The sequence below is a fragment of the Moheibacter sp. genome (assembly GCF_049672845.1).
GTDB lineage: Bacteria > Bacteroidota > Bacteroidia > Flavobacteriales > Weeksellaceae > Moheibacter.
The window spans coordinates 81,508-102,222 of record NZ_JBATWT010000017.1; the positions used below are offsets into that span (position 1 = coordinate 81,508).

Below are 20,715 nucleotides of genomic sequence, written 5' to 3' on the forward strand. Positions count from 1 at the left end.
GAATTATTATCCTGCTTTAATTGCCTCTTTGATAGCATCTTCCAGCTCTTCTGCCAATTCTGGATTGTCCTTCAAAACATCTTTCACGGCATCTCGTCCCTGACCCAATTTACTGTCGTTGTAGCTGTACCAGGAACCGCTTTTTTGTACGATTCCTTTCTCAACGCCAACGTCCAGAATTTCTCCAACTTTGGAAATTCCTTCGCCAAACATAATGTCAAATTCTGCCTGACGGAATGGTGGAGCAACTTTGTTTTTCACGACTTTCACGCGAACGTGGTTTCCGCTTGCTTCATCACCGGTTTTGATTTGGGAAACACGACGAATGTCCAGTCGGACCGAAGCATAAAATTTCAAAGCGTTTCCTCCTGTTGTTGTTTCAGGATTCCCAAACATTATCCCAATTTTTTCACGTAATTGATTGATGAATATGCAAGTACATTTTGTTTTGCTGATGGTCGCCGTTAATTTACGCAATGCTTGAGACATCAGACGAGCTTGCAATCCCATTTTAGAATCGCCCATTTCGCCTTCTATTTCAGCTTTTGGCGTCAGAGCTGCAACGGAGTCGATGACGATGATGTCAATTGCACCCGAACGAATTAAATTATCAGCAATTTCCAATGCTTGTTCGCCGTTGTCAGGTTGGGAAATGATTAAATTCTCCACATCCACACCCAATTTCTCAGCATAAAACCGGTCAAAAGCATGTTCCGCATCTACAAAAGCCGCAATTCCTCCGGCTTTTTGGGCTTCGGCAATCGCATGAAGCGTCAAAGTCGTTTTACCGGAAGATTCAGGACCGTAAATTTCAATGACACGTCCGCGCGGATATCCACCAATTCCCAAGGCAATATCCAATCCGAGTGAACCGGTCGGGATGACGCCAATTCCATCTTCCACTGCGCTGTCGCCCATTCGCATTACCGTTCCTTTTCCGTAGGTTTTGTCCATTTTGTCCAAAACCAATTGCAATGCTTTCTTTTTATTGTCTAAGTCGCTCATTTTTAATTTGTTTAAAGTTTAATATTCAATCCGCCACAGCGGACAAGTGTTTCAAGTTGTTTGTCAAAATTAAAGGTTAATAATGACAAAATACGTCGCGGGAAAGATTTTTATTCACAAATTCATTCCGATTGATTCAACAAAAAACTCATAACTCCAAAATCTGCTTTGCGTGCTCTTTGGTTTTAACTTTTTCGATGACGTTTTCAATGACTCCTTTTTCATTGATGATGAATGTAGTCCGATGAATTCCATCGAATTCTCTTCCCATAAATTTCTTTCTGCCCCAAACACCAAAGGCCTCGATGATTTTCCGTTCTTCATCGGCAATCAATGGATAATTCAGGTCATTTTTTGTCGCGAAGTTTTTCTGACGTTTGACAGAATCGGCACTTACGCCAATGATTTCATATCCTTTTGCTTTTAAAGCTTCTTCATTGTCACGCAAATCACAGGCTTCTGCCGTGCAACCAGGCGTACTGGCTTTCGGATAAAAGAAAATCACATATTTTTTTCCTTTGTAGTCTGAACTTTTAATTGAATTTCCATTTTGATCGATTCCTTCAAATTCCGGGGCTTTGTCTCCTTTTTTCAGCATTTTCTTTTCATTAATTCGAATGATAAATATAGTTTAAATTTGTGGAACCGAGAATAACCTTGTCAAGGTTTCAAACCTTGACAAGGTTGAAAAACCCCTAAAATGAGCTTCTTTAAATTTTGTCCGAATTGTTCTTCCCAAAACGTCGAATTTGAAAACCATCGAAGATTTGAATGTTTTGACTGCGGAATGGTTTATTTCCAGAATGTGGCGGCTGCTGTTGCGGTCATCATCGAAAAAGACGGGAGAATCTTGTTTACCGTGAGAAATCGTGAACCCAAATTAGGTATGCTGGATTTGCCCGGCGGATTTACCGATCCCGATGAAACTTCGGAAGAAACCTGTGCCCGCGAACTGAAAGAAGAACTGAATTTGGATATTTCTCCAGCTCATTTCAAATACTTCAAATCCCAACCCAATGATTATCTCTACAAAGGAATTCCCTATAAAACCGAAGATTTGGTTTTCGTGGCGAAATTTCCTGAGGATGCAGAATTGAAACTTGAAAAATCGGAAATCCAATCAATAAAATGGATTAAAAAATCGGAAATTAATTTAGACGAAATAGGGTTTGATTCGTTGCGGAAAGCGGTGAAAGAATATGTTGAGTGATGGGAAATTAGTAATATTCTAAATTCTCGACTTCTAACCTCTAATTTCTGAATTCTAAATTTAGACAAAGGAATAATTTTTGCTAACTTCAAATCATGAAAAATTTAGCTTTAACCTTTATCGGATTTTTGATTTTTTCCTGCAGCACCCAAACGGTTTCGGTGGATTATGACCGCAATCAGGATTTCTCGCAGTTGAAAGATTTCCGATATGAATTTGTGGAAAAATCAATGAGCGAATTGGATATCAATCGCATTCAGAATGCCATCAATCAGGAATTAGGTACAAAAGGAATGGCTTTTAATGAAAATTCGGCGGTGAAAATTAAAATCGTCCCGGAGGAATACATTTCTGAAACGCGCGACTCCAATGTCGGAATAGGTGTAGGCGGCGGAAATTACGGTTTCGGAACTTCAGTTGGGATGAGCATTCCGATTAATTCCGAAAAACTCAATCAGCAATATTTGGTTTCTATTTTTAATGCAGAAAATCAATTGGTTTGGGACGGTCGATTGGACATCCAAATGCCGGCCAATGCAAGCCCTTCGACCGTTGATGCCAACGTTCTGAAAGGCGTTCAGAAATTATTCCGGAAATATCCGCCGGTCAAGTAGTGGACGGGTGATTCAGTGGATAAGTGATTGAGTAAAAATAAAATGTCATTCGGAAAATTCAGAATGACATTTTTTCTTAATGATAATGTGATTTAGCTATTCAGCGAAGCTTGATACAAATTCATTTTTTCATTGTACCGAGCCATTTCGGCATTGTATTTACCCATTTCACGGTTGTACTTTTCCATTTCGGCATTGTATTTTCGCATTTCCTCGTCGTATTGACCCATCAACAACCTACGTTCTTTTGAATCAAAAGGTAACTTCGAAGCTTCACTTCGAATTTTCGTCGCTTTGTTTCTGATCTCCATGGCCTTGTTTCTAAATTGAAAGGCTTCATCTCTCCATTCCAGCGCTTTGTTTCGAAACTCAAATGCCTCATTTCTTAAATTTATGGCTTGTGGATTGTTGAATTTCTCAACGGTTTTCTTAATTTCTTCTTCTTTGTTTTTCCACTCAGGCGAGTTAAAATATTCTTCAAGTTCCGCTGCGCTTTTTTCTATTTTTTCAACCTGAGCTTTCCATTCTGGGGAATTGTAATAATCTTCTATTCTTTTTGCATTTGCTTCTATTCCTTCGATGTATTTCTTCCACTCTGGCGAATTGTAATATTCCGCTACTCTTTTGGCATTTTTTTCAATTTCCTCAATGTTCTTTTTCCATTCCGGCGAATTGTAATACGCATCCATATCAGCGGCGTTTTTTTCTATTTTTTCAATTTGAGCTTTCCATTCCGGGGAATTAAAGTATTCTGTATCGATGTTTATATTCCCAAAACCTTCACTGATCTTCAAACCCAAATCGGCGGTATTCAATCCTATTTTCACGATTTCGTCCAGTTTAAAATCATCAAAATTCATTTGAAAATCCTCTCCGTTAAATTCAAAAGCAATTTGCTTTTTAGTTGGAATGGGCTGAACTTTCATTTTTTGTTCGGGCGACATCTGCGCATAGACCTCGCTCATGAGTTCTTTATCCAATTTCGAAGTATCGATTTTTTTGATTTTATTTCCATTTTCGTCTTTCTCTTTTACCGTCGCTTTGCGAATTTGTTTTTTATATTCACGAAACAATTCTTTGGAAACACCTTTTCCAGGTTCAATCTGAGCGGAAACTTTTTCGCTGAAAACCAACATTACGGCTACCAATAGTGGAATGCTGAAAAATTTAATTGCGATGGTTTTGATTTTGGATGTTTGTTTTGTCATCATAATCAATCTTTTTTTGGTTACTAAATAATTAAAGGAACTCGACAGGCTCGTCTGAGATTTCACCGGAATTTTTTCCAGCAAAAGTTGCTGATAAGCCAGCGTGTCAAAATCATGGTTCAAGACTTCTTCATCGGCCAGAAATTCATGATTGGTTCGAATGGATTTTCGATAGATGTACAAAAAGGGATTGAACCAGAAAAAAATCAGAAGAAACTCTATGAAAATCACATCCCAACTGTGTTTTTGACGAATGTGTGCCAATTCGTGATAGAAAATTTCGGAACGTAAATTTTCATTTTCCACCTCTTGTTTCGAAGCAAATAAATAATGAAAAAAACTAAATGGAGAAACATTCCGATTGATTTTCACCAACGTAAATCCTTCTTTTTGAACTTTTTCATTTTCTTTCGCCAAACGATTGATCTTCCATAGGTTTAGAACAAATCGAACCAAAAACGCCAAGCTGATGAGCACTCCGATTGCGCCCAAAATTTCAATCCAACTAAAAGTCGGAATTGTTTTCGGCGTTTCGACTACGTTTTCTATGGGAATCGAAGCGAGATGAACCCTTGAATTTTCGGGAATTTCTCTGATTGGACTTTGTTGAATTACCGGAATGAATTCTTGAAAATTCGGAGTGTAAAATTCTCTTATTCCCAATTCCATAAAGGGAATACTGAAGGAGAGCACCAAGGTTGCCAAAAGATAAAAACGGTTGAACCGAAACATTTTTTCTCTTTGCAATACGAAATGATAAAACCCGATGAACACGGCCGAACAACAGATTATTTTAAAAATAAGTTCCATTATTTTTTACGTTTTTGGATTTCAGTGTCCACAATTTTTTTCAAATCTTCTAACTCTTTCTCCGACAAATCTGCCGACGAAGTAAAAAAGGACGCGAACTGCAAAGGCGAATTCCCAAAGAAATTTTTGATCAATCCTTTCATCTGTCGCGAAAAATAATCCTCTTTCTTAACCAGCGGAAAATACCTTCTGGAATTCCCAAAGATTTCATAATCCACAAAACCCTTTTCCTGAATTCGCTTTAGCAAAGTCGCCACTGTCGTCGTTGCGGGCTTGGGTTCGCGATAAGCCTCAATGATGTCTTTCATGAAAGGCTTCCCTTCATTCCAGATGATTTCCATCAATTCTTCTTCCTTTTTGGATAAGCTCATTTCTATTTATTTAGAGTTAACTCTACAAATGTAGAATATAAATTTAATTGAACAAATTTAATTTCAAAAAAAGACGGTAAAAGTTTGAAATTGTTACAGTTCTAAAACCCCAAAAGCCCTAACAGAGTATGAAACCCTGTTAGGGCTGAGCCAATGTTAAGAATTACATTCCCAATGTTAAGTTTTCGGTTTCGGCTTGTTTCAATGTAAACTTAATGTTAATTTTACATTAATTAAACGTAATTAAATTATTAACATTAAAATATAACAAGATGAAAACGAAGATATTAGCTTTCACTTTAGTCCTTATTTCAGGCTTTGCATTCGGTCAAAATAAAATGGAAAAATGCAATAAACTGGAACAAACTGAACAAAAACTTTGCAAAGACAATGTGATTACACACATCATTTCAGACTATGTGGAATATCCACAAACAGCAAAAGAAAACTTCAACGAAGGAACGGTTTACGTTCGTTTTTTAACCGATGAAAACCAAAATCTGAAATCAGTTCGTGTTTTGGGCGAATCCGATGAAAACTTGGCTGCAGCTGCACAAAAAGCGATTGAAAAATTTGCCGATGCAGAAGGCAAAATGATGTTGGCACAAAGTGAAGTCTATAGAATTCCGGTGAAATTTGAGTTGGAGTAAGCCTCCCCTAACCCCTCCAAAGGAGGGGAATATTTCAGTTGGAGGAAGTTTCTTCCTCTTTTGTTTGTGGCAATAAAACACGTAGTTTTTCCATCGCTCTCTCCACCGATTTCACTTCCTCAAAACGAAGCATCAAAGTATTTTCTTCGTCTTTTCCTTTGGCCGGTTTTTCTTTAAAAGTCGCCAATCTCGGATTTTGATGCAACGTGGAAATGATATTTTGGAAATTGGAAGACTGAAAATAATCGGATTGGGGTTTGCTGATGAAATACGCCAGCATCACGCCTTTTTTCAGGACAATTCGTTCAAAACCTAATTCCTTTGCCATCCATTTCAGTCGCATACTTTCCAGCAAATTGGAAACTTCTTTCGGGTATTCCCCAAATCGGTCTATCAAATTATTTTCAAACTGATTCAGTGCAATGACATCCTCAATTCCGGCCAGTTCGTTGTAAAGTGCCAAACGTTCTTCCACATTGTTGACATAATCATCCGGAATTAAAATCTGCAAATCGGTATCAATCTGAATATCTGAAACATAGACTTTGTCGTCCGGATTTTGCTCTTCAAATAAATCTTTGAAATCGGTTTCTTTTAACTCCTCAATCGCTTCATTCAGAATTTTCTGATAGGTATCAAATCCGATTTCCGATATAAACCCGGACTGTTCAGCGCCTAACATATTTCCGGCGCCGCGGATCTCCAAATCCTTCATCGCTATGTTAAATCCTGAACCCAAATCGGAGAATTGCTCAATGGCCTGCAAACGTTTTCGGGCTTCATTGGTCAGTGCCGAAACAGGCGGCGAAATCAGATAACAAAAGGCTTTTCGGTTGCTTCGTCCGACACGTCCACGCATTTGGTGCAAATCGGCCAATCCGAAATTCTGCGCATCGCCAATCAGAATGGTATTCGCATTCGGAACGTCCAATCCGTTTTCCACAATCGTGGTAGAAACCAAAACATCAAACTTTCCTTCCATAAAATCCAGAATGACTTTTTCGAGTTCATCGCCTTTCATCTGTCCGTGACCAGTCGCAATTTTCGCATCGGGAACCAATCTTTGAACCATTCCGGCGATTTCTTTTAAGGTTTCAATCCGATTGTGAATAAAGAAAACCTGTCCGCCACGTTGTAATTCATAGAAAACCGCATCGCGAATTTGTTCCTCATTAAATCCAATTAATTGCGTTTCAATCGGTTGTCGGTTTGGCGGTGGCGTTTTGATAATCGATAAATCCCGGGCTGCCATCAATGAAAACTGCAAAGTTCTTGGAATTGGCGTTGCCGTCAAAGTCAGCGTATCCACATTAGAGCGAAGCGTCTTTAATTTATCTTTTACACCCACTCCGAATTTATGTTCTTCATCGACAATTAGCAAACCTAAATCTTTGTATTTCACATCTTTATTCACCAATTGATGTGTTCCGATGATGATATCAATTTTGCCTTCGGCTAACTTTTCAAGAATTTCTTTTTTCTGCTTCGCCGATTTAAAACGGTTCAAATAAGCCACCGTTACCGGCATATCTTTCAGTCTTTCCGAAAAAGTTTTGAAATGTTGAAACGCCAAAATAGTTGTGGGAACCAAAATCGCGGTTTGTTTTCCGTCGGCAGCGGCTTTGAACGCCGCCCGAATGGCTACTTCGGTTTTCCCAAAACCAACATCGCCACAAACCAAACGATCCATCGAACGCTCACTTTCCATATCGGCCTTTACATCATTGGTCGCTTTCAACTGATCGGGCGTATCTTCATAAATAAACGAAGCTTCGAGCTCGTTTTGCAAATAACTATCGGGCGAAAACTGAAAACCCTTTTGTGCTCGACGTTTCGCATATAATTTAATCAAATCAAAAGCCACTTCTTTGACCTTTGTTTTGGTCTTATTTTTTAAATTTTTCCAAGCTGGCGAACCTAATTTATTGATTTTTGGTTCGACTCCGTCCTTTCCGGTAAATTTTGCGATTTTATGCAGTGAATGAATACTCACGTACAAAATATCATTATCGCGATACACCAATTTAATCGCTTCCTGTTTGCTTCCCTGCACATCAATTTTCACCAATCCTGCAAATTTCCCGACTCCGTGATCGATGTGCGTCACATAATCCCCGATCTGCAACGAAGTCAGTTCCTTGAGTGTAATCGCTTCCTTTTTGGCAAAGGAATTCCGAAGATTAAATTTATGGTAACGCTCAAAAATCTGATGGTCGGTGAAACAAGTGATTTTCAAATCATCATCGACAAAACCCTGATGAACCGAACCGATGACCGGAACGAATTTGACTTCTTTATCGATGTCTTCAAAAATATCGTGAAAACGCTGAACTTGCTTTTCACCCGAACAAAACAGATAATTCGTATAACCTTCTTCGGTTTTTGAATTAAATTCTTCAGCCAACAAATCAAATTGTTTGTTAAACGATGGCTGAGGTTTTTGGTTGATTTTAAATTCAATTGAATCGTCAAAATAAGGCGACATAGAAAATTCAATCACCGGAAATCTCTTCAATCCCGATTTGAATTCAATTTCATCGAGAAATAATTCTTTGGGCGAAGCATGTTTGATTTCGCCGGAAAGTTTTTGGAAAGATTCGGCTGCCAGATTGAAATTCCGATAAATCGCCGACTGAATGATGTTCAGGTTTCTGGCTACCACAACAGTTTTCTCGGAAATATATTCCAGAAAACTTTCACGCGAGTCGGATGTGAATTTGTTTTCCAAATTGGGAACAATGGTAAAACTTTTGACTTTTTCCACCGATAATTGGGTTTCGATGTCAAAAGTGCGAATGGTTTCCACCTCATCGCCAAAAAGCGAAATCCGATAAGGTTTCTCTTCGGAAAAAGAAAAAACATCGACAATTCCGCCACGAATGGAGAATTCGCCCGGTTCCGACACAAAATCCACCCGATGAAATTCATAGGAAAATAAAACTTCATTCAGAAACTCAATATCCAGCGAATCACCCGTAGAAATTTTGAGCGTGTTTTTGCTCAAAACCTTTCGGGTAACAACTTTTTCAAATAAACCTTCAGAATAAGTCACCACAATTCTCGGCTTTTTGGCGCCATTCAATGAGTTTAACACTTCAGTTCGCAGAACCACGTTGGCATTGTTGGTCTCTTCGATTTCATAGGGTCGCCGATAAGAATCGGGCAGAAAAAGAACTTCTTCTTTTGAAAAAATCGTTTCGAGTTCGTTTAAAATATAAGCCGCTTCTTCTTTATCGTCCAAAATCAGCAAAAGGGGGTTGCCTGACTCTCGCATAATTTGGCTTGTTAAAAAAGAAATCGACGAACCGACTTGTCCGTTTACATGAATCTTTGACTGATTGTTTTTTTGAATTTGGGCAATGGAATTCTGTACGAAATCGGAAGATTCGTATCTTTTCAGAACATCATGAATGGTTTTTGTTTCCAAAACTTGGGCAAAGGTAATGGATTTTGATGGATGTTGGAAGTCGGAAGATGGAAGTTTGTTTCAGAAAAAATATCCATGTCCTCCAATTCTGGAGGCATATCTCATTTTCCCTTTCTCGTCTTTAGATCCGAAATTTATGAGATTAGATTTATGAACCGTATCTATCTTCTCTCCAATTTGCTTGGTTACATATACTTCCAAATTGGATTTTCCGGTCATTTCCATCATCGTATGACGATTGTACATGAAATATTCAATTCTTTGAGAATCTTGATCGATTAAATATTCGTTTATAGGAATGGTTCGACTGGTTTTGTATTGTTTTTCATTTTTGTAAACAGTCTTATTATTGATCAAAATAAAGAAGTAACAATCTGCGCTGGAAAAAGAAACTTTGTAGATGGGCTTTTCCTCATTTCGAAGAAAAGAAAAGCTAATGACACTAATGGTCAATAAACTAAGAATGTATCTCATTTATTGACAACGAAAATTTTCTCTATTTATTTTCAGGTTCTGCAACAGTAAATTCAATGGAACCTCCAATAGAATTTGGTTGTTTTTCATCGTCATCGTATGGAAAAGTTGGAAGTTTCACTTCTTTGATTAAGACAGTAGAGTCGCCGACTATTTTTTCCAGTTTCAAATTGACATAAGCCTGAGTCGTTTTCAGCGGCATTTCTCGGGAGATACGAAGCATTTTCACATCAATTTTCTGTTCGCCGCTGTCGGTCAATTCTTTATTGATATTGAGATTTTTGGTCACCATTTGGTATGATTTTCCGTCCATGACCATTTTTTCGTTCACCATCACTTGGAAGTGACAACCTTTCGCAACCAAAGACAATTCGTATTTATCTTCCAAATCAGGATTCTTTACAAATGAGAGGATAAAAAATCCGGTAATCAACAACATTAAAAGCCTTTGCATATCAAAAAATTATTTTATTCTCTAAACTCAACGAGCGAAATTAGAAAATAGTTTCTGAAAATGGATTTAAGAATTCTAAAAGGTTTGTTAAAATAAAAAAGGAAAAAGGAAAAAATAGTGGAGCTGGCGGGATTCGAACCCGCGTCCAAACAAGCAACCTACGTGCTTTCTACATGCTTATTTTGTTATTGATTTTCGATTACAGACCGAGAACAAACACCCTATCTGCAACTTAGTTTCTTCAATTTCGACAAGATTCCGAAACGCCATCTTGTCTATCCTCACATTTCTGTGCCTCTTGATCAAACGCCGTAAGGAAAGGCCTTTGAGAGACATTTAGCTTCCCTACCTTGTAGAGATGCGCCAAGATCTACTATGATTCGATCAATTAGGCAGCTAAAGCGTAATTGTTGTTGCCAGTTAAATGGTTGAAGTGTCTGATTAACGTGGGTACACAACATTCCACGGCATGCTTACTCCGTCTATTGACCTTGCTGTCAAAACCAGTCAGCCCCATGATTTCAAATAACGAATTGGTTGCAAATGTACAACAAACTTGCCAATCCTCTTAATTGCTTATTTTGACATATTTTTTCATTAATTTTGGGCTTAAATTCAGTTTAATGGGAATTCTAATTGACAAATTGTCAAAAAATTACGGAAATCAAAAAGCGCTCGATTCGGTTTCATTTTCAATTAAAAGCGGAGAAGTCGTAGGTTTACTCGGTCCAAACGGAGCCGGGAAATCAACCTTGATGAAAAGCGTGACCGGCGCCATTCTTCCCGATTCGGGCGAAATAAAATTGGATGATTTTTCTGTTCTGAACCAACCCATTGAAACCAAAAAACGAATTGGATTTCTTCCGGAAAACAATCCTTTGTACTACGAAATGTATGTCCGCGAATATTTAAAATTCGTGGCCGACATCCGAAATGAAAAGAAAGAACGCATTGAAGAAGTCATCAAAAAAGTCGGACTCACTCCCGAAAGTCACAAAAAAATCGGACAGTTATCCAAAGGATTCAAACAACGTGTAGGACTCGCACAAGCAATTTTATCCAATCCCGAAATCCTCATTCTCGATGAACCCACCAACGGACTCGACCCTAACCAAATTCTGGAAATCCGGGAAGTCATCCGGGAAATCGGGAAAAGCAAAACCGTGATTTTGTCCACGCATATTATGCAGGAAGTTGAAGCGCTTTGTTCGCGCGTTATTTTACTCAACAAAGGAAAAATCGTTTCGGACAGCCCAATTGAAGAATTCAAAGGACAATACAAAAGTCTGGAAGATGCTTTTCATCAGTTGACGGTTTGATCATACCGAAATTCGAATCTCGAAATTCGCTAAAAAAGAATTTACTTTGCAAACGAATTTACAACTGCTATCGCCACCTTTTCCCCATCCATCGCCGCTGAAATAATTCCACCGGCATATCCGGCTCCTTCACCGCAGGGAAATAAACCTTTGATTTGCGTATGTTGTAAATCATCTTGATTTCTTGGGATTTTAACCGGCGAAGAAGTCCTGCTTTCCGTCGCCAAAACTATCGCTTCTTCGGTATAATATCCCTTCATCTTTTTACCAAATGACTCAAATCCGTTTCGCATCGAAGCATAAATTTCAATCGGTAAAATCTGGTTCAATTGTGCCGAATTCGTTCCCGGCAAATAAGAAGATTCAGGTAAGGTCTGCGAACGAATTCCTTTTACAAAATCGGTCATTCTTTGCGCAGGCGCGACCAATTTTCCGCCACCCAATTCCCAAGCTTTCTTTTCAACCATTTGCTGGAATTTCATTCCCGCTAAATTTCCGGTAAAACCATAACTCGCAAAATCTTTCTGATCGACCGTTACAACCATTCCTGAATTGGCAAACTGACCATCGCGTTTGGAAGGTGACCAGCCATTTACGACCAATTCTCCTTCTTCGGTGCTCGCCGGTGCAATGATTCCGCCCGGACACATACAAAAGGAAAATACACCTCTGCCCTTTTCCTGGCTGACAACCGAATAAGAAGCAGCAGGCAGAAATTCGTTTCGGGAATCCGTGGGCGAACAATGGTATTGAATGGAATCAATCAAACTTTGCGGATGCTCAATCCGAACGCCCAAGGCAAAAGGTTTGGCTTCGACTGCGATTTGCTTTTCTTCCAACATATAAAAAATATCACGTGCCGAATGTCCCGTCGCCAAAATCAAAGCTTCAGATTCGAAGTTGTATTCGTCGTTAATCCGAACGCCTTTGAACTGATTTCCCTCGATCAGAATGTTGGTCACTTTGGAATTGAACAAGACTTCCCCACCACATTCAATAATCGTTTCACGCATTTTGGCGATAATTCCCGGCAATTTGTTAGTTCCGATGTGCGGATGCGCTTCTTGCAAAATCCTTTCCGTCGCTCCGAAATGATGAAACCATTGCAAAGATTTCAAAATATTTCCGCGTTTTGTGGAGCGTGTGTAGAGTTTCCCATCGGAATAAGTTCCGGCACCGCCTTCCCCAAAACAATAATTGGATTCGGGATTCACGATTCCTTCTTTGTTCATCGCTGCCAAATCACGTCGACGTTCCCGAACGTCTTTTCCGCGTTCAATAATCACAGGTTTCAATCCTGCTTCAATTAGTCGCAAAGCCGCAAAAAGTCCGGCCGGCCCGGCCCCGGCAATCAAAACCGGTTTTGCATTGAAAACATTTTGCAAAGGCGCGTCAAATGCAAAAGCATCTTCAAACGGTTCTCCTGCAAAAACATTGACCTGCAATTGATAGAAGATGTTTCGGTTGCGGGCATCCAAAGATTGACGTAAAATCTGATACGCATTGATTTTTTCAGGTTTAAGATTTACCGCATTTGCGATATGTTGTTTGAGAAGATCTTCGTTTGCGAAATCCTGTGGCGAAATACGGATGGTGATTTGTTTGGGCATGAATGCAAAAATACAAAACGAAGTTCGAAATTCGAATGACGAAATTCGTATAAACGAAAATCTTATCTTTGCACGAAATTTTTAGAACCCTTACAAATGAAATGTGGAATTGTCGGCTTGCCGAATGTTGGAAAATCAACGCTTTTTAACTGTTTATCGAACGCAAAAGCGCAATCTGCCAACTATCCTTTCTGTACCATCGAACCCAATGTAGGAACGGTTTCCGTGCCAGATCCAAGGTTGTACAAATTGGAGGAATTGGTAAAACCAGAACGGGTTTTGCCTGCAGTGGTGGAAATTGTGGACATCGCCGGTTTGGTGAAAGGTGCAAGCAAAGGAGAAGGTTTGGGGAACCAATTTTTGGCCAACATACGCGAGTGTAACGCGATTATCCACGTTTTGCGTTGTTTTGAAAATGATAATATTACGCACGTTGATGGATCTATTGATCCGGTTCGGGACAAAGAAACCATCGATATTGAGTTGCAATTGAAAGATTTGGATACGGTTGAAAAACGAATCGAAAAATCCAAAAAAGCGGCAAGAGTAGGTGATAAAAAAGAAATTGCCATTTTAGAAGTATTGACGGCTGCGAAAGAACATTTGGAACAAGGAAAAAACTTGCGCGAAATGGATTTGACCGACGAGGAAAAAGAAATCCTCAATGAAATTCATCCGATTACACTAAAACCCGTTCTTTATCTCTGCAACGTGGACGAAGCCGCTGTAAAAAACGGAAACGAACATGTGGATGCCGTAAAAGAAGCCGTTAAAAATGAACAAGCCGAAGTTTTGGTTTTAGCTGCCCAAATCGAATCCGATATTATGGAATTGGAAACCTATGAAGAACGACAAATTTTCTTGGAAGAATTGGGCTTGGAAGAACCCGGTGTCAACCGTTTGATTCGTTCGGCTTATGATTTATTAAAATTGCAAACTTATTTCACTGCCGGTGTAAAAGAAGTGCGTGCATGGACGATCAATAAAGGTTTTACCGCACCTCAAGCGGCGGGTGTGATTCATACCGATTTTGAAAAAGGATTTATCCGTGCGGAAGTAATTAAATACGAAGATTTCATTACGTATGGTTCGGAAGCGAAATGCCGTGAAGCGGGAAAGTTAGGTGTAGAAGGAAAGAATTACATTGTACAGGACGGTGATATCATGCACTTCCTTTTCAATGTTTAAATTTTGGGGTACCATTTAGTTGACTAAGAAACAGGCTTTACTTCACCACAAAGGGCACAAGGTTTTCACAAAGGACACGAAAGCCTTTATGAAGTAATGCTTAAATTCGACGAAGTAATTCAATGGCTTTTTCCAAAGTTTTCTCTTTTTTGGCGAAACAAAAACGAACCAGTTTCTGATCAGGCGAATTTTCATAAAAAGCCGAAACCGGAACCACGGTTACTTTGTATTTTTCCGTCAAGAATTTAGAAAATTCGACGTCGTTATCGTTGGATATTTCCGAATAATCACCCAAAAGGAAATAAGTGCCTTTGGGTTTTACAAATTTGAATTTCGTCTGACTTAATCCATCCATAAAAAAGTCGCGCTTCTGTTGAAAAAAAGCTGACAAACTCAGGTATTCTTCTTTACGTTTCAGGAATTCTGCAATCGCATACTGAATGGGCGTATTCACACAAAAGGCATTGAACTGATGCACTTTACGAAATTCTTTGGTCAAAATATCGGGCGCTAATACATATCCGATTTTCCAACCGGTGATATGGTAAAGTTTCCCGAAGGAAGCCGTCAGAAAACTTCTTTCTTTCAACTCAGGAAATTGACTGATGCTGAGGTGCTGAATTCCATCGAAAACAATGTGCTCATACACTTCATCACTCAAAATCAGAATATCCGTGTTTTGAACAATTTGAATTAATTCTCTGAAATCATTTTCCATCAAAACCGAAGTCGCGGGATTGTTCGGATTGTTGAGAACGATGAGTTTGGTTTTATGGGAAATCAAATTTCGGACTTCCTGCCAATCGATTTGAAAATCGGGAGATTTTAGCTGAACGGCTTTCAGAATTCCGCCAAACAATTCAATGGAAGGCCGATAAATATCATAAGCTGGTTCAAAAATGATGACTTCGTCGCCCGGATTTATCACGGAAGCAATCGCCGAGAAAATCGCTTCGGAACCACCGGCCGTAACGGTTACTTCTTTTTCGGGATGATAAACCGAACCGTATAAATCTTCGGTTTTTTGGGCAATTTCTTCCCGAAGTTCTTTCACACCCATCATAGGCGAATATTGATTAAAACCTTTTTTCATAAAAGAATTCACCAATCCGACAAGTTCGGGCGAACAATCAAAATCAGGGAAACCTTGCGAAAGATTTACCGAATTGTGTCGCTGTGCCAGTTGTGACATCACAGTAAAAATAGTGGTTCCTACTTTTGGGAGTTTAGATGCGATTTTCAAAATTTAATTTTTCTCAAATTTACGAAAACTAAAATTTTGATTAAATTAAGTAAGATTTTTCAGTGCCTATTGAAAAAGCTTTGAAAAATCATTTTTGAACGAGTTGAAAACGAGGGGTAAATTTCTTATTTTTGTAGCTATGACTGAAAATCTTGCGGAAAAAACTTTATCGCCAACCACGGCAAATTATACGGAAGACAATATCAAAACCCTTGACTGGCGCGAACACATACGTATGCGCCCCGGGATGTATATTGGAAAACTCGGTGATGGATCTTCTCAGGACGATGGAATTTATATCTTACTGAAAGAAATCATTGATAACTCCATCGATGAATTTGTAATGGGCGCCGGTAAAACCATCGAAATTTCGGTTTCGGAAACTGAAGTAACAGTGCGGGATTACGGACGTGGAATTCCACTGGGAAAAATGGTGGACGTAGTTTCGAAAATGAATACCGGAGGTAAATACGATTCGCGCGCATTCAAAAAATCAGTCGGACTCAATGGAGTCGGAACCAAAGCCGTAAATGCACTTTCTTCTTATTTCAGAGTGCAATCCATTCGGGAAAATAAAACCCGGATTGCCGAATTCCAATATGGAAACCTCATCAATGAAGAACCCGAAAAAGACACCACCGTTCGCAAGGGAACCAAAATGACCTTCATTCCCGATGCGGAGGTTTTTAAAAATTATAAATTCCGGAAAGAATACGTGGAAAAGATGCTCAAAAACTATGTGTATCTAAATCCCGGACTTAAAATCATCTTCAATGGTGAAGAATTTTATTCGGAAAACGGATTGAAAGATTTGCTTCAGGATAATATCGACGAAGAAATTGTTTATGACATCATCCATCTCAAGGGAGACGACATCGAAATCGCACTTACGCACAGTGGGAAATCTTATTCCGAAACTTATTATTCCTTCGTAAACGGTCAAAACACCACACAAGGCGGAACGCACTTGGCCGCATTCAAAGAAGCAATTGTGAAAACCGTTCGGGAGTTTTACAATAAAAATTACGATCCGAGCGACATCCGCAAATCAATTATTTCAGCGATTGCCGTAAAAGTAGAAGAACCGGTTTTTGAATCCCAAACCAAAACCAAATTAGGCTCCACCGATATGGGACCCGGATTGCCAACCGTTCGAACTTTTGTCAATGATTTTGTCAAAACAAATCTGGATAATTATTTACATAAAAATCCAGAAGCAGCTCAAAATCTCGAACGAAAAATCAAACAAGCCGAATTAGAACGAAAAGAACTTTCCGGCATTCAGAAACTGGCGCGTGAACGAGCCAAAAAAGTTAGTTTACACAATAAAAAACTTAGAGATTGTCGTCAACACTATAACGATCAGAAATCAGAAAGAAAATTAGACACTACCATTTTCATTACCGAAGGTGATTCGGCCAGTGGCTCAATTACCAAAAGCCGAAATGTGGAAACCCAAGCAGTTTTCAGCTTGCGCGGTAAACCTTTGAATTCCTATGGATTGACCAAAAAAATTGTGTACGAAAACGAAGAATTTAATTTGTTACAAGCCGCATTAAACATAGAAAACGGACTGGAAGAACTTCGTTACAACAATGTGGTAATCGCAACCGATGCCGACGTGGACGGAATGCACATCAGACTGCTTCTGATTACATTTTTCCTACAATTCTTCCCAGATTTAGTTCGCGAAGGACATTTGTATATTTTACAAACACCCTTATTCAGAGTTCGAAATAAAAAAGAAACCCGTTATTGTTATACCGAAGAAGAAAGAGTAAATGCCATCAATGAATTGGGCAAAAATCCTGAAATCACACGTTTTAAAGGTTTAGGAGAAATTTCGCCTGACGAATTCAAAAATTTCATCGGAAAAGATATGCGACTCGAACCGGTGATGATTGGGAAAGATACAACAATAGAGAATTTACTTGAATTTTACATGGGTAAAAACACACCCGACCGCCAGGAATTCATCGTGAGAAATCTAAAAACTGATGTTTAAAAAATAACAATGAGAATTAACAACAAAAGAGTAAATGTATATATCGAAGCCTTTTACACCTTATTATTTATCGGGCTCATATTCAGCATTATACTTATTTTCATCCCTATTCCGGCTATTACCAGAATTGCGCCGCCTTATGTCTATATTGGGCTTTTCATATTCCTGATTTATTTGTTTTACAAATTAGGCCATCAGCATGTGGAATACAGCAGTGACGGAGAAGTTCTGAACATCAAAACCCAAGATGCATTTTGGGTGAAATATTTTCCCAGAACAAGATTAATTGTAGATTTTCCAAAAAACAAATTGGTTTCGTTCAAAATAAAAAGTAGTTTTTTACACAAAAAACTGGAACTCTATGTTACCAGCAAACGCTCTCATTCCGGAGTGGCAAAATTATCATTCAATATAACTTATTTGAATAAAAGTGAAATTTCAGATTTAAAAATATCCCTTAACCGTATCTTAAAACGAAATCAAGAAAACAACATCCTTAATTTAGAAGAAGTTAATTCATAATGAGCGAACAACAACACGAAGAAACCATCAAAAAGATATCGGGAATGTATGAGGATTGGTTCCTCGATTATGCATCCTATGTAATTCTGGAAAGGGCGATTCCATCTGTTTTTGACGGATTAAAACCTGTACAGCGTCGGATTATGCATTCCATGAGAGAGTTGGAAGACGGTCGTTACAACAAAGTAGCCAATGTTGTTGGAAACACCATGAAATATCATCCGCATGGCGATATGGCCATTACCGATGCCATGGTGCAAATAGGTCAGAAAGAATTGCTCATCGACACACAAGGAAACTGGGGAAATGTCTTGACGGGTGATGGTGCAGCGGCAGCACGATATATTGAGGCACGCCTTACTCCCTTTGCACTGGAAGTCGTTTTCAACCCCAAAACGACTGAGTGGCTTCCCTCCTATGACGGACGAAACAAAGAACCCGACAATCTTCCCGTAAAATTCCCTTTGCTGCTTGCACAAGGCGTTGAAGGAATCGCAGTAGGATTGTCCACAAAAGTTCTTCCACATAATTTTAATGAATTAATTGATGCTTCCATCGCCTATTTACGCGGGAAAAAATTTATTCTATATCCGGATTTTATCACGGGCGGATACATTGATGTAAGCGATTACAACGACGGGCAACGTGGCGGAAAAGTTCGGGTGCGCGCCAAAATCCAGCAGGAAGATAAATTAACGCTTAAAATTACAGAAATACCGTTCGGGACGACGACCGGAAGTTTAATTGATTCGATTTTGAAAGCCAATGACAAAGGAAAAATCAAAATCAAGAAAATCGAAGACAACACCGCCGAAAATGTAGAAATTCTAGTTCATTTGGCACCTGGAATTTCTCCCGACAAAATGATCGATGCTCTGTATGCCTTTACGGACTGCGAAATTTCCATTTCGCCCAATGCTTGTGTCATCAACGTTAACCGTCCGGAATTTTTAAACGTTTCGGAAATTCTCAGAAGAAATACAGACCATACGGTAGCCTTGCTGAAACGGGAATTGGAAATCGAATTAAAAGAATTACAAGAACAATGGCATTTTTCTTCTTTGGAACGAATTTTCATCGAAAACCGAATTTACCACGATATTGAACAAGAAGAAACTTGGGAAGGCGTGATTCAAGCTATTGACAAAGGTTTGAAGCCGTTTACGAGTCATTTGCTTCGCGAAGTAACCGAAGAAGACATCGTTCGACTGACCGAAATCCGCATCAAACGTATTTCTAAATTCGATTTGGACAAAGCCCAGCAATTCCTTGAATCATTGGAAGGAAAAATTGAACAGGTAAAATTCCATCTGGAAAATCTGATTGATTATGCCGTGGACTATTATAAAAACCTGAAAGCCAAATACGGAAAAGGTCGCGAACGCAAAACCGAAATCCGTGTGTTTGACAACATTGACGCCACAAAAGTTGCGGTTGCCAACGTGCGTTTTTATGTGGATCGCACAGAAGGATTCATCGGAACTTCACTTAAAAAAGACGAATTTTTATTTGAATGTTCCGACATTGACGACATCATCGTCTTCCGAAACGACGGTGTAATGATGGTAACAAAAGTCGATGCTAAAACCTTTGTAGGAAAGGGAATCATTCACATAGCTGTTTGGCAGAAAAACGATAAACGCACCATTTACAATATGATTTACCGCGATGGAAAAAACGGTCCGTCCTATATGAAACGTTTTGCGGTCACCGGAATTACGAGAGACCGGGAATATGATCTGACAAATGGAAACAAAGGTTCGGAAACGCTTTATTTTTCGGCCAATCCAAACGGCGAAGCAGAAATAATTCAGGTTTTGCTCAAACCCAACCAAAGGCTTAAAAAACTAAAAATAGATGTTGATTTTTCTGAACTTGCCGTAAAAGGACGCGCTTCCAAAGGAAATCTCGTAACTAAATATCCGGTTAAAAAAGTTGAACTCAAAGAAGAAGGAGTTTCCACACTGGCACCACGCAAAATTTGGTTTGACGATACTGTAAGAAGACTGAATGCCGACGGACGAGGTGAACTTTTGGGCGCTTTCAAAGGAACCGATAAAATACTCACTGTCAATGACAAAGGCGAAGCCAAACTTACTAGTTTTGATTTGAGCAATCGATATGACCACGAACTTTTGATTCTTGAAAAATGGAATCCCGACAAACCCCTGACTTGTATTTATTACGATGCCGATAAAGAACGGTATTTTGTAAAAAGGTTCCAATTGGAAGATACTTTAAATCCCCAACCTTTCTTTTTCTCGGAAAATCCGAATTCATTTGTGGAAATGGTTACCACACAGAAAATTCCGGTGGTAGATTTGATTTTTGCCAAAATAAAAGGTGTGGAACGTGATTCGGAAACCATAAATCTGGAAGAATTTATTTCAGTGAAAGGTATCAAAGCACAAGGAAATCAGCTCACGACTTATAAAATCAAACAAATCAATCTGCAACCGGCGCCGGAAGAACCAGAGGAAGAAGAAATCCCAAGCATCGATTCCGAGGAGTTGGACGGTTCATCTGGCGAACAAGCTTTGCTTTTTGATATTCCCGTAAGTACGGAAGAAAATGAAAAACCGGAAGAAGAAAATCAATAAATAAA

The 20,715-nt window shown here is 39.1% G+C and carries 17 protein-coding genes and 1 other RNA gene; 8 read left to right on the top strand and 10 right to left on the bottom strand.

Features of this window, described 5'->3' with window-relative positions; genetic code table 11:
• Window positions 1-6: 6 nt before the first annotated feature.
• Together recA and bcp are read right to left on the bottom strand one after the other, a co-directional pair.
• The gene (gene recA / locus WBF63_RS07020; RefSeq protein WP_424369002.1) at window positions 7-1,005 is read right to left on the bottom strand and encodes a recombinase RecA; all 999 of its coding nucleotides are present in this window, start codon (window positions 1,003-1,005) and stop codon (window positions 7-9) included.
• A gap of 148 nt (window positions 1,006-1,153) precedes the next feature.
• Window positions 1,154-1,603 (bottom strand): thioredoxin-dependent thiol peroxidase, encoded by a 450-nt coding sequence (bcp, locus tag WBF63_RS07025; protein WP_424369003.1) that lies wholly within the window; start codon window positions 1,601-1,603, stop codon window positions 1,154-1,156.
• A gap of 102 nt (window positions 1,604-1,705) precedes the next feature.
• Between bcp and WBF63_RS07030 the strand changes: the two genes are divergently transcribed.
• Both WBF63_RS07030 and WBF63_RS07035 read left to right on the top strand, forming a co-directional pair.
• Complete coding sequence (locus WBF63_RS07030; protein ID WP_424369004.1) at window positions 1,706-2,215, top strand: NUDIX hydrolase; 510 nt, start codon at window positions 1,706-1,708, stop codon at window positions 2,213-2,215.
• 95 nt (window positions 2,216-2,310) lie between these two features.
• The gene (locus WBF63_RS07035) at window positions 2,311-2,829 is read left to right on the top strand and encodes a DUF4136 domain-containing protein (RefSeq protein WP_424369005.1); all 519 of its coding nucleotides are present in this window, start codon (window positions 2,311-2,313) and stop codon (window positions 2,827-2,829) included.
• A gap of 92 nt (window positions 2,830-2,921) precedes the next feature.
• Here WBF63_RS07035 and WBF63_RS07040 read toward each other — a convergent pair whose 3' ends face one another.
• Window positions 2,922-4,847, bottom strand: coding sequence for a M56 family metallopeptidase (locus tag WBF63_RS07040; RefSeq protein WP_424369006.1), 1,926 nt, complete (start codon window positions 4,845-4,847; stop codon window positions 2,922-2,924).
• Window positions 4,847-5,218: a BlaI/MecI/CopY family transcriptional regulator gene (locus tag WBF63_RS07045; protein WP_424369007.1), complete on the bottom strand. Its 372-nt coding sequence runs from the start codon at window positions 5,216-5,218 to the stop codon at window positions 4,847-4,849. Before WBF63_RS07045 ends, WBF63_RS07040 begins: the two co-directional genes overlap by 1 nt.
• 272 nt (window positions 5,219-5,490) lie before the next feature.
• Here WBF63_RS07045 and WBF63_RS07050 point away from each other — a divergent pair, with 272 nt between their 5' ends.
• Window positions 5,491-5,868, top strand: a complete 378-nt coding sequence (locus tag WBF63_RS07050) for a TonB family protein (RefSeq protein WP_424369008.1) — start codon at window positions 5,491-5,493, stop codon at window positions 5,866-5,868.
• A 34-nt stretch (window positions 5,869-5,902) separates the two neighbouring features.
• On the opposite strand, the gene mfd is transcribed toward WBF63_RS07050, so the two are convergent.
• The 4 genes from mfd to ssrA form a co-directional block, all read right to left on the bottom strand.
• A complete protein-coding gene (gene mfd / locus WBF63_RS07055) occupies window positions 5,903-9,295 on the bottom strand; it encodes a transcription-repair coupling factor (protein ID WP_424369009.1) in 3,393 nt (1,130 codons plus the stop codon).
• Between the two features lie 60 nt (window positions 9,296-9,355).
• On the bottom strand, window positions 9,356-9,769 hold the full coding sequence (locus WBF63_RS07060; protein WP_424369010.1) for a hypothetical protein: 414 nt from the start codon (window positions 9,767-9,769) through the stop codon (window positions 9,356-9,358).
• A 22-nt stretch (window positions 9,770-9,791) separates the two neighbouring features.
• Complete coding sequence (locus WBF63_RS07065) at window positions 9,792-10,223, bottom strand: hypothetical protein (protein WP_424369011.1); 432 nt, start codon at window positions 10,221-10,223, stop codon at window positions 9,792-9,794.
• Between the two features lie 115 nt (window positions 10,224-10,338).
• Window positions 10,339-10,738: a transfer-messenger RNA gene (gene ssrA / locus WBF63_RS07070) on the bottom strand.
• A gap of 108 nt (window positions 10,739-10,846) precedes the next feature.
• On the opposite strand from ssrA, the gene WBF63_RS07075 reads away from it, so the two are divergent.
• Window positions 10,847-11,542 (top strand): ATP-binding cassette domain-containing protein, encoded by a 696-nt coding sequence (locus WBF63_RS07075; RefSeq protein WP_424369012.1) that lies wholly within the window; start codon window positions 10,847-10,849, stop codon window positions 11,540-11,542.
• A gap of 41 nt (window positions 11,543-11,583) precedes the next feature.
• Here WBF63_RS07075 and WBF63_RS07080 read toward each other — a convergent pair whose 3' ends face one another.
• On the bottom strand, window positions 11,584-13,152 hold the full coding sequence (locus tag WBF63_RS07080; RefSeq protein WP_424369013.1) for an NAD(P)/FAD-dependent oxidoreductase: 1,569 nt from the start codon (window positions 13,150-13,152) through the stop codon (window positions 11,584-11,586).
• 96 nt (window positions 13,153-13,248) lie between these two features.
• On the opposite strand from WBF63_RS07080, the gene ychF reads away from it, so the two are divergent.
• Window positions 13,249-14,340, top strand: coding sequence for a redox-regulated ATPase YchF (gene ychF / locus WBF63_RS07085; protein WP_424369014.1), 1,092 nt, complete (start codon window positions 13,249-13,251; stop codon window positions 14,338-14,340).
• A gap of 100 nt (window positions 14,341-14,440) precedes the next feature.
• Here the strand turns inward: ychF and WBF63_RS07090 are convergent, their stop codons facing one another.
• Window positions 14,441-15,583 (bottom strand): methionine aminotransferase, encoded by a 1,143-nt coding sequence (locus tag WBF63_RS07090; RefSeq protein WP_424369015.1) that lies wholly within the window; start codon window positions 15,581-15,583, stop codon window positions 14,441-14,443.
• 139 nt (window positions 15,584-15,722) lie between these two features.
• On the opposite strand from WBF63_RS07090, the gene WBF63_RS07095 reads away from it, so the two are divergent.
• Genes WBF63_RS07095 through WBF63_RS07105 form a run of 3 tightly spaced genes read left to right on the top strand, consistent with a single transcriptional unit; the run spans window position 15,723 to window position 20,710 of the window.
• Window positions 15,723-17,588 carry a DNA topoisomerase IV subunit B gene (locus WBF63_RS07095; protein ID WP_424369016.1) on the top strand — a complete coding sequence of 622 codons (1,866 nt, stop codon included), beginning with the start codon at window positions 15,723-15,725 and terminating at the stop codon, window positions 17,586-17,588.
• Between the two features lie 9 nt (window positions 17,589-17,597).
• Complete coding sequence (locus WBF63_RS07100) at window positions 17,598-18,110, top strand: hypothetical protein (protein WP_424369017.1); 513 nt, start codon at window positions 17,598-17,600, stop codon at window positions 18,108-18,110.
• A complete protein-coding gene (locus WBF63_RS07105) occupies window positions 18,110-20,710 on the top strand; it encodes a DNA gyrase/topoisomerase IV subunit A (protein ID WP_424369018.1) in 2,601 nt (866 codons plus the stop codon). The genes WBF63_RS07100 and WBF63_RS07105 overlap by 1 nt, the downstream gene beginning before the upstream one ends.
• The last annotated feature ends 5 nt before the right edge of the window (window positions 20,711-20,715 follow it).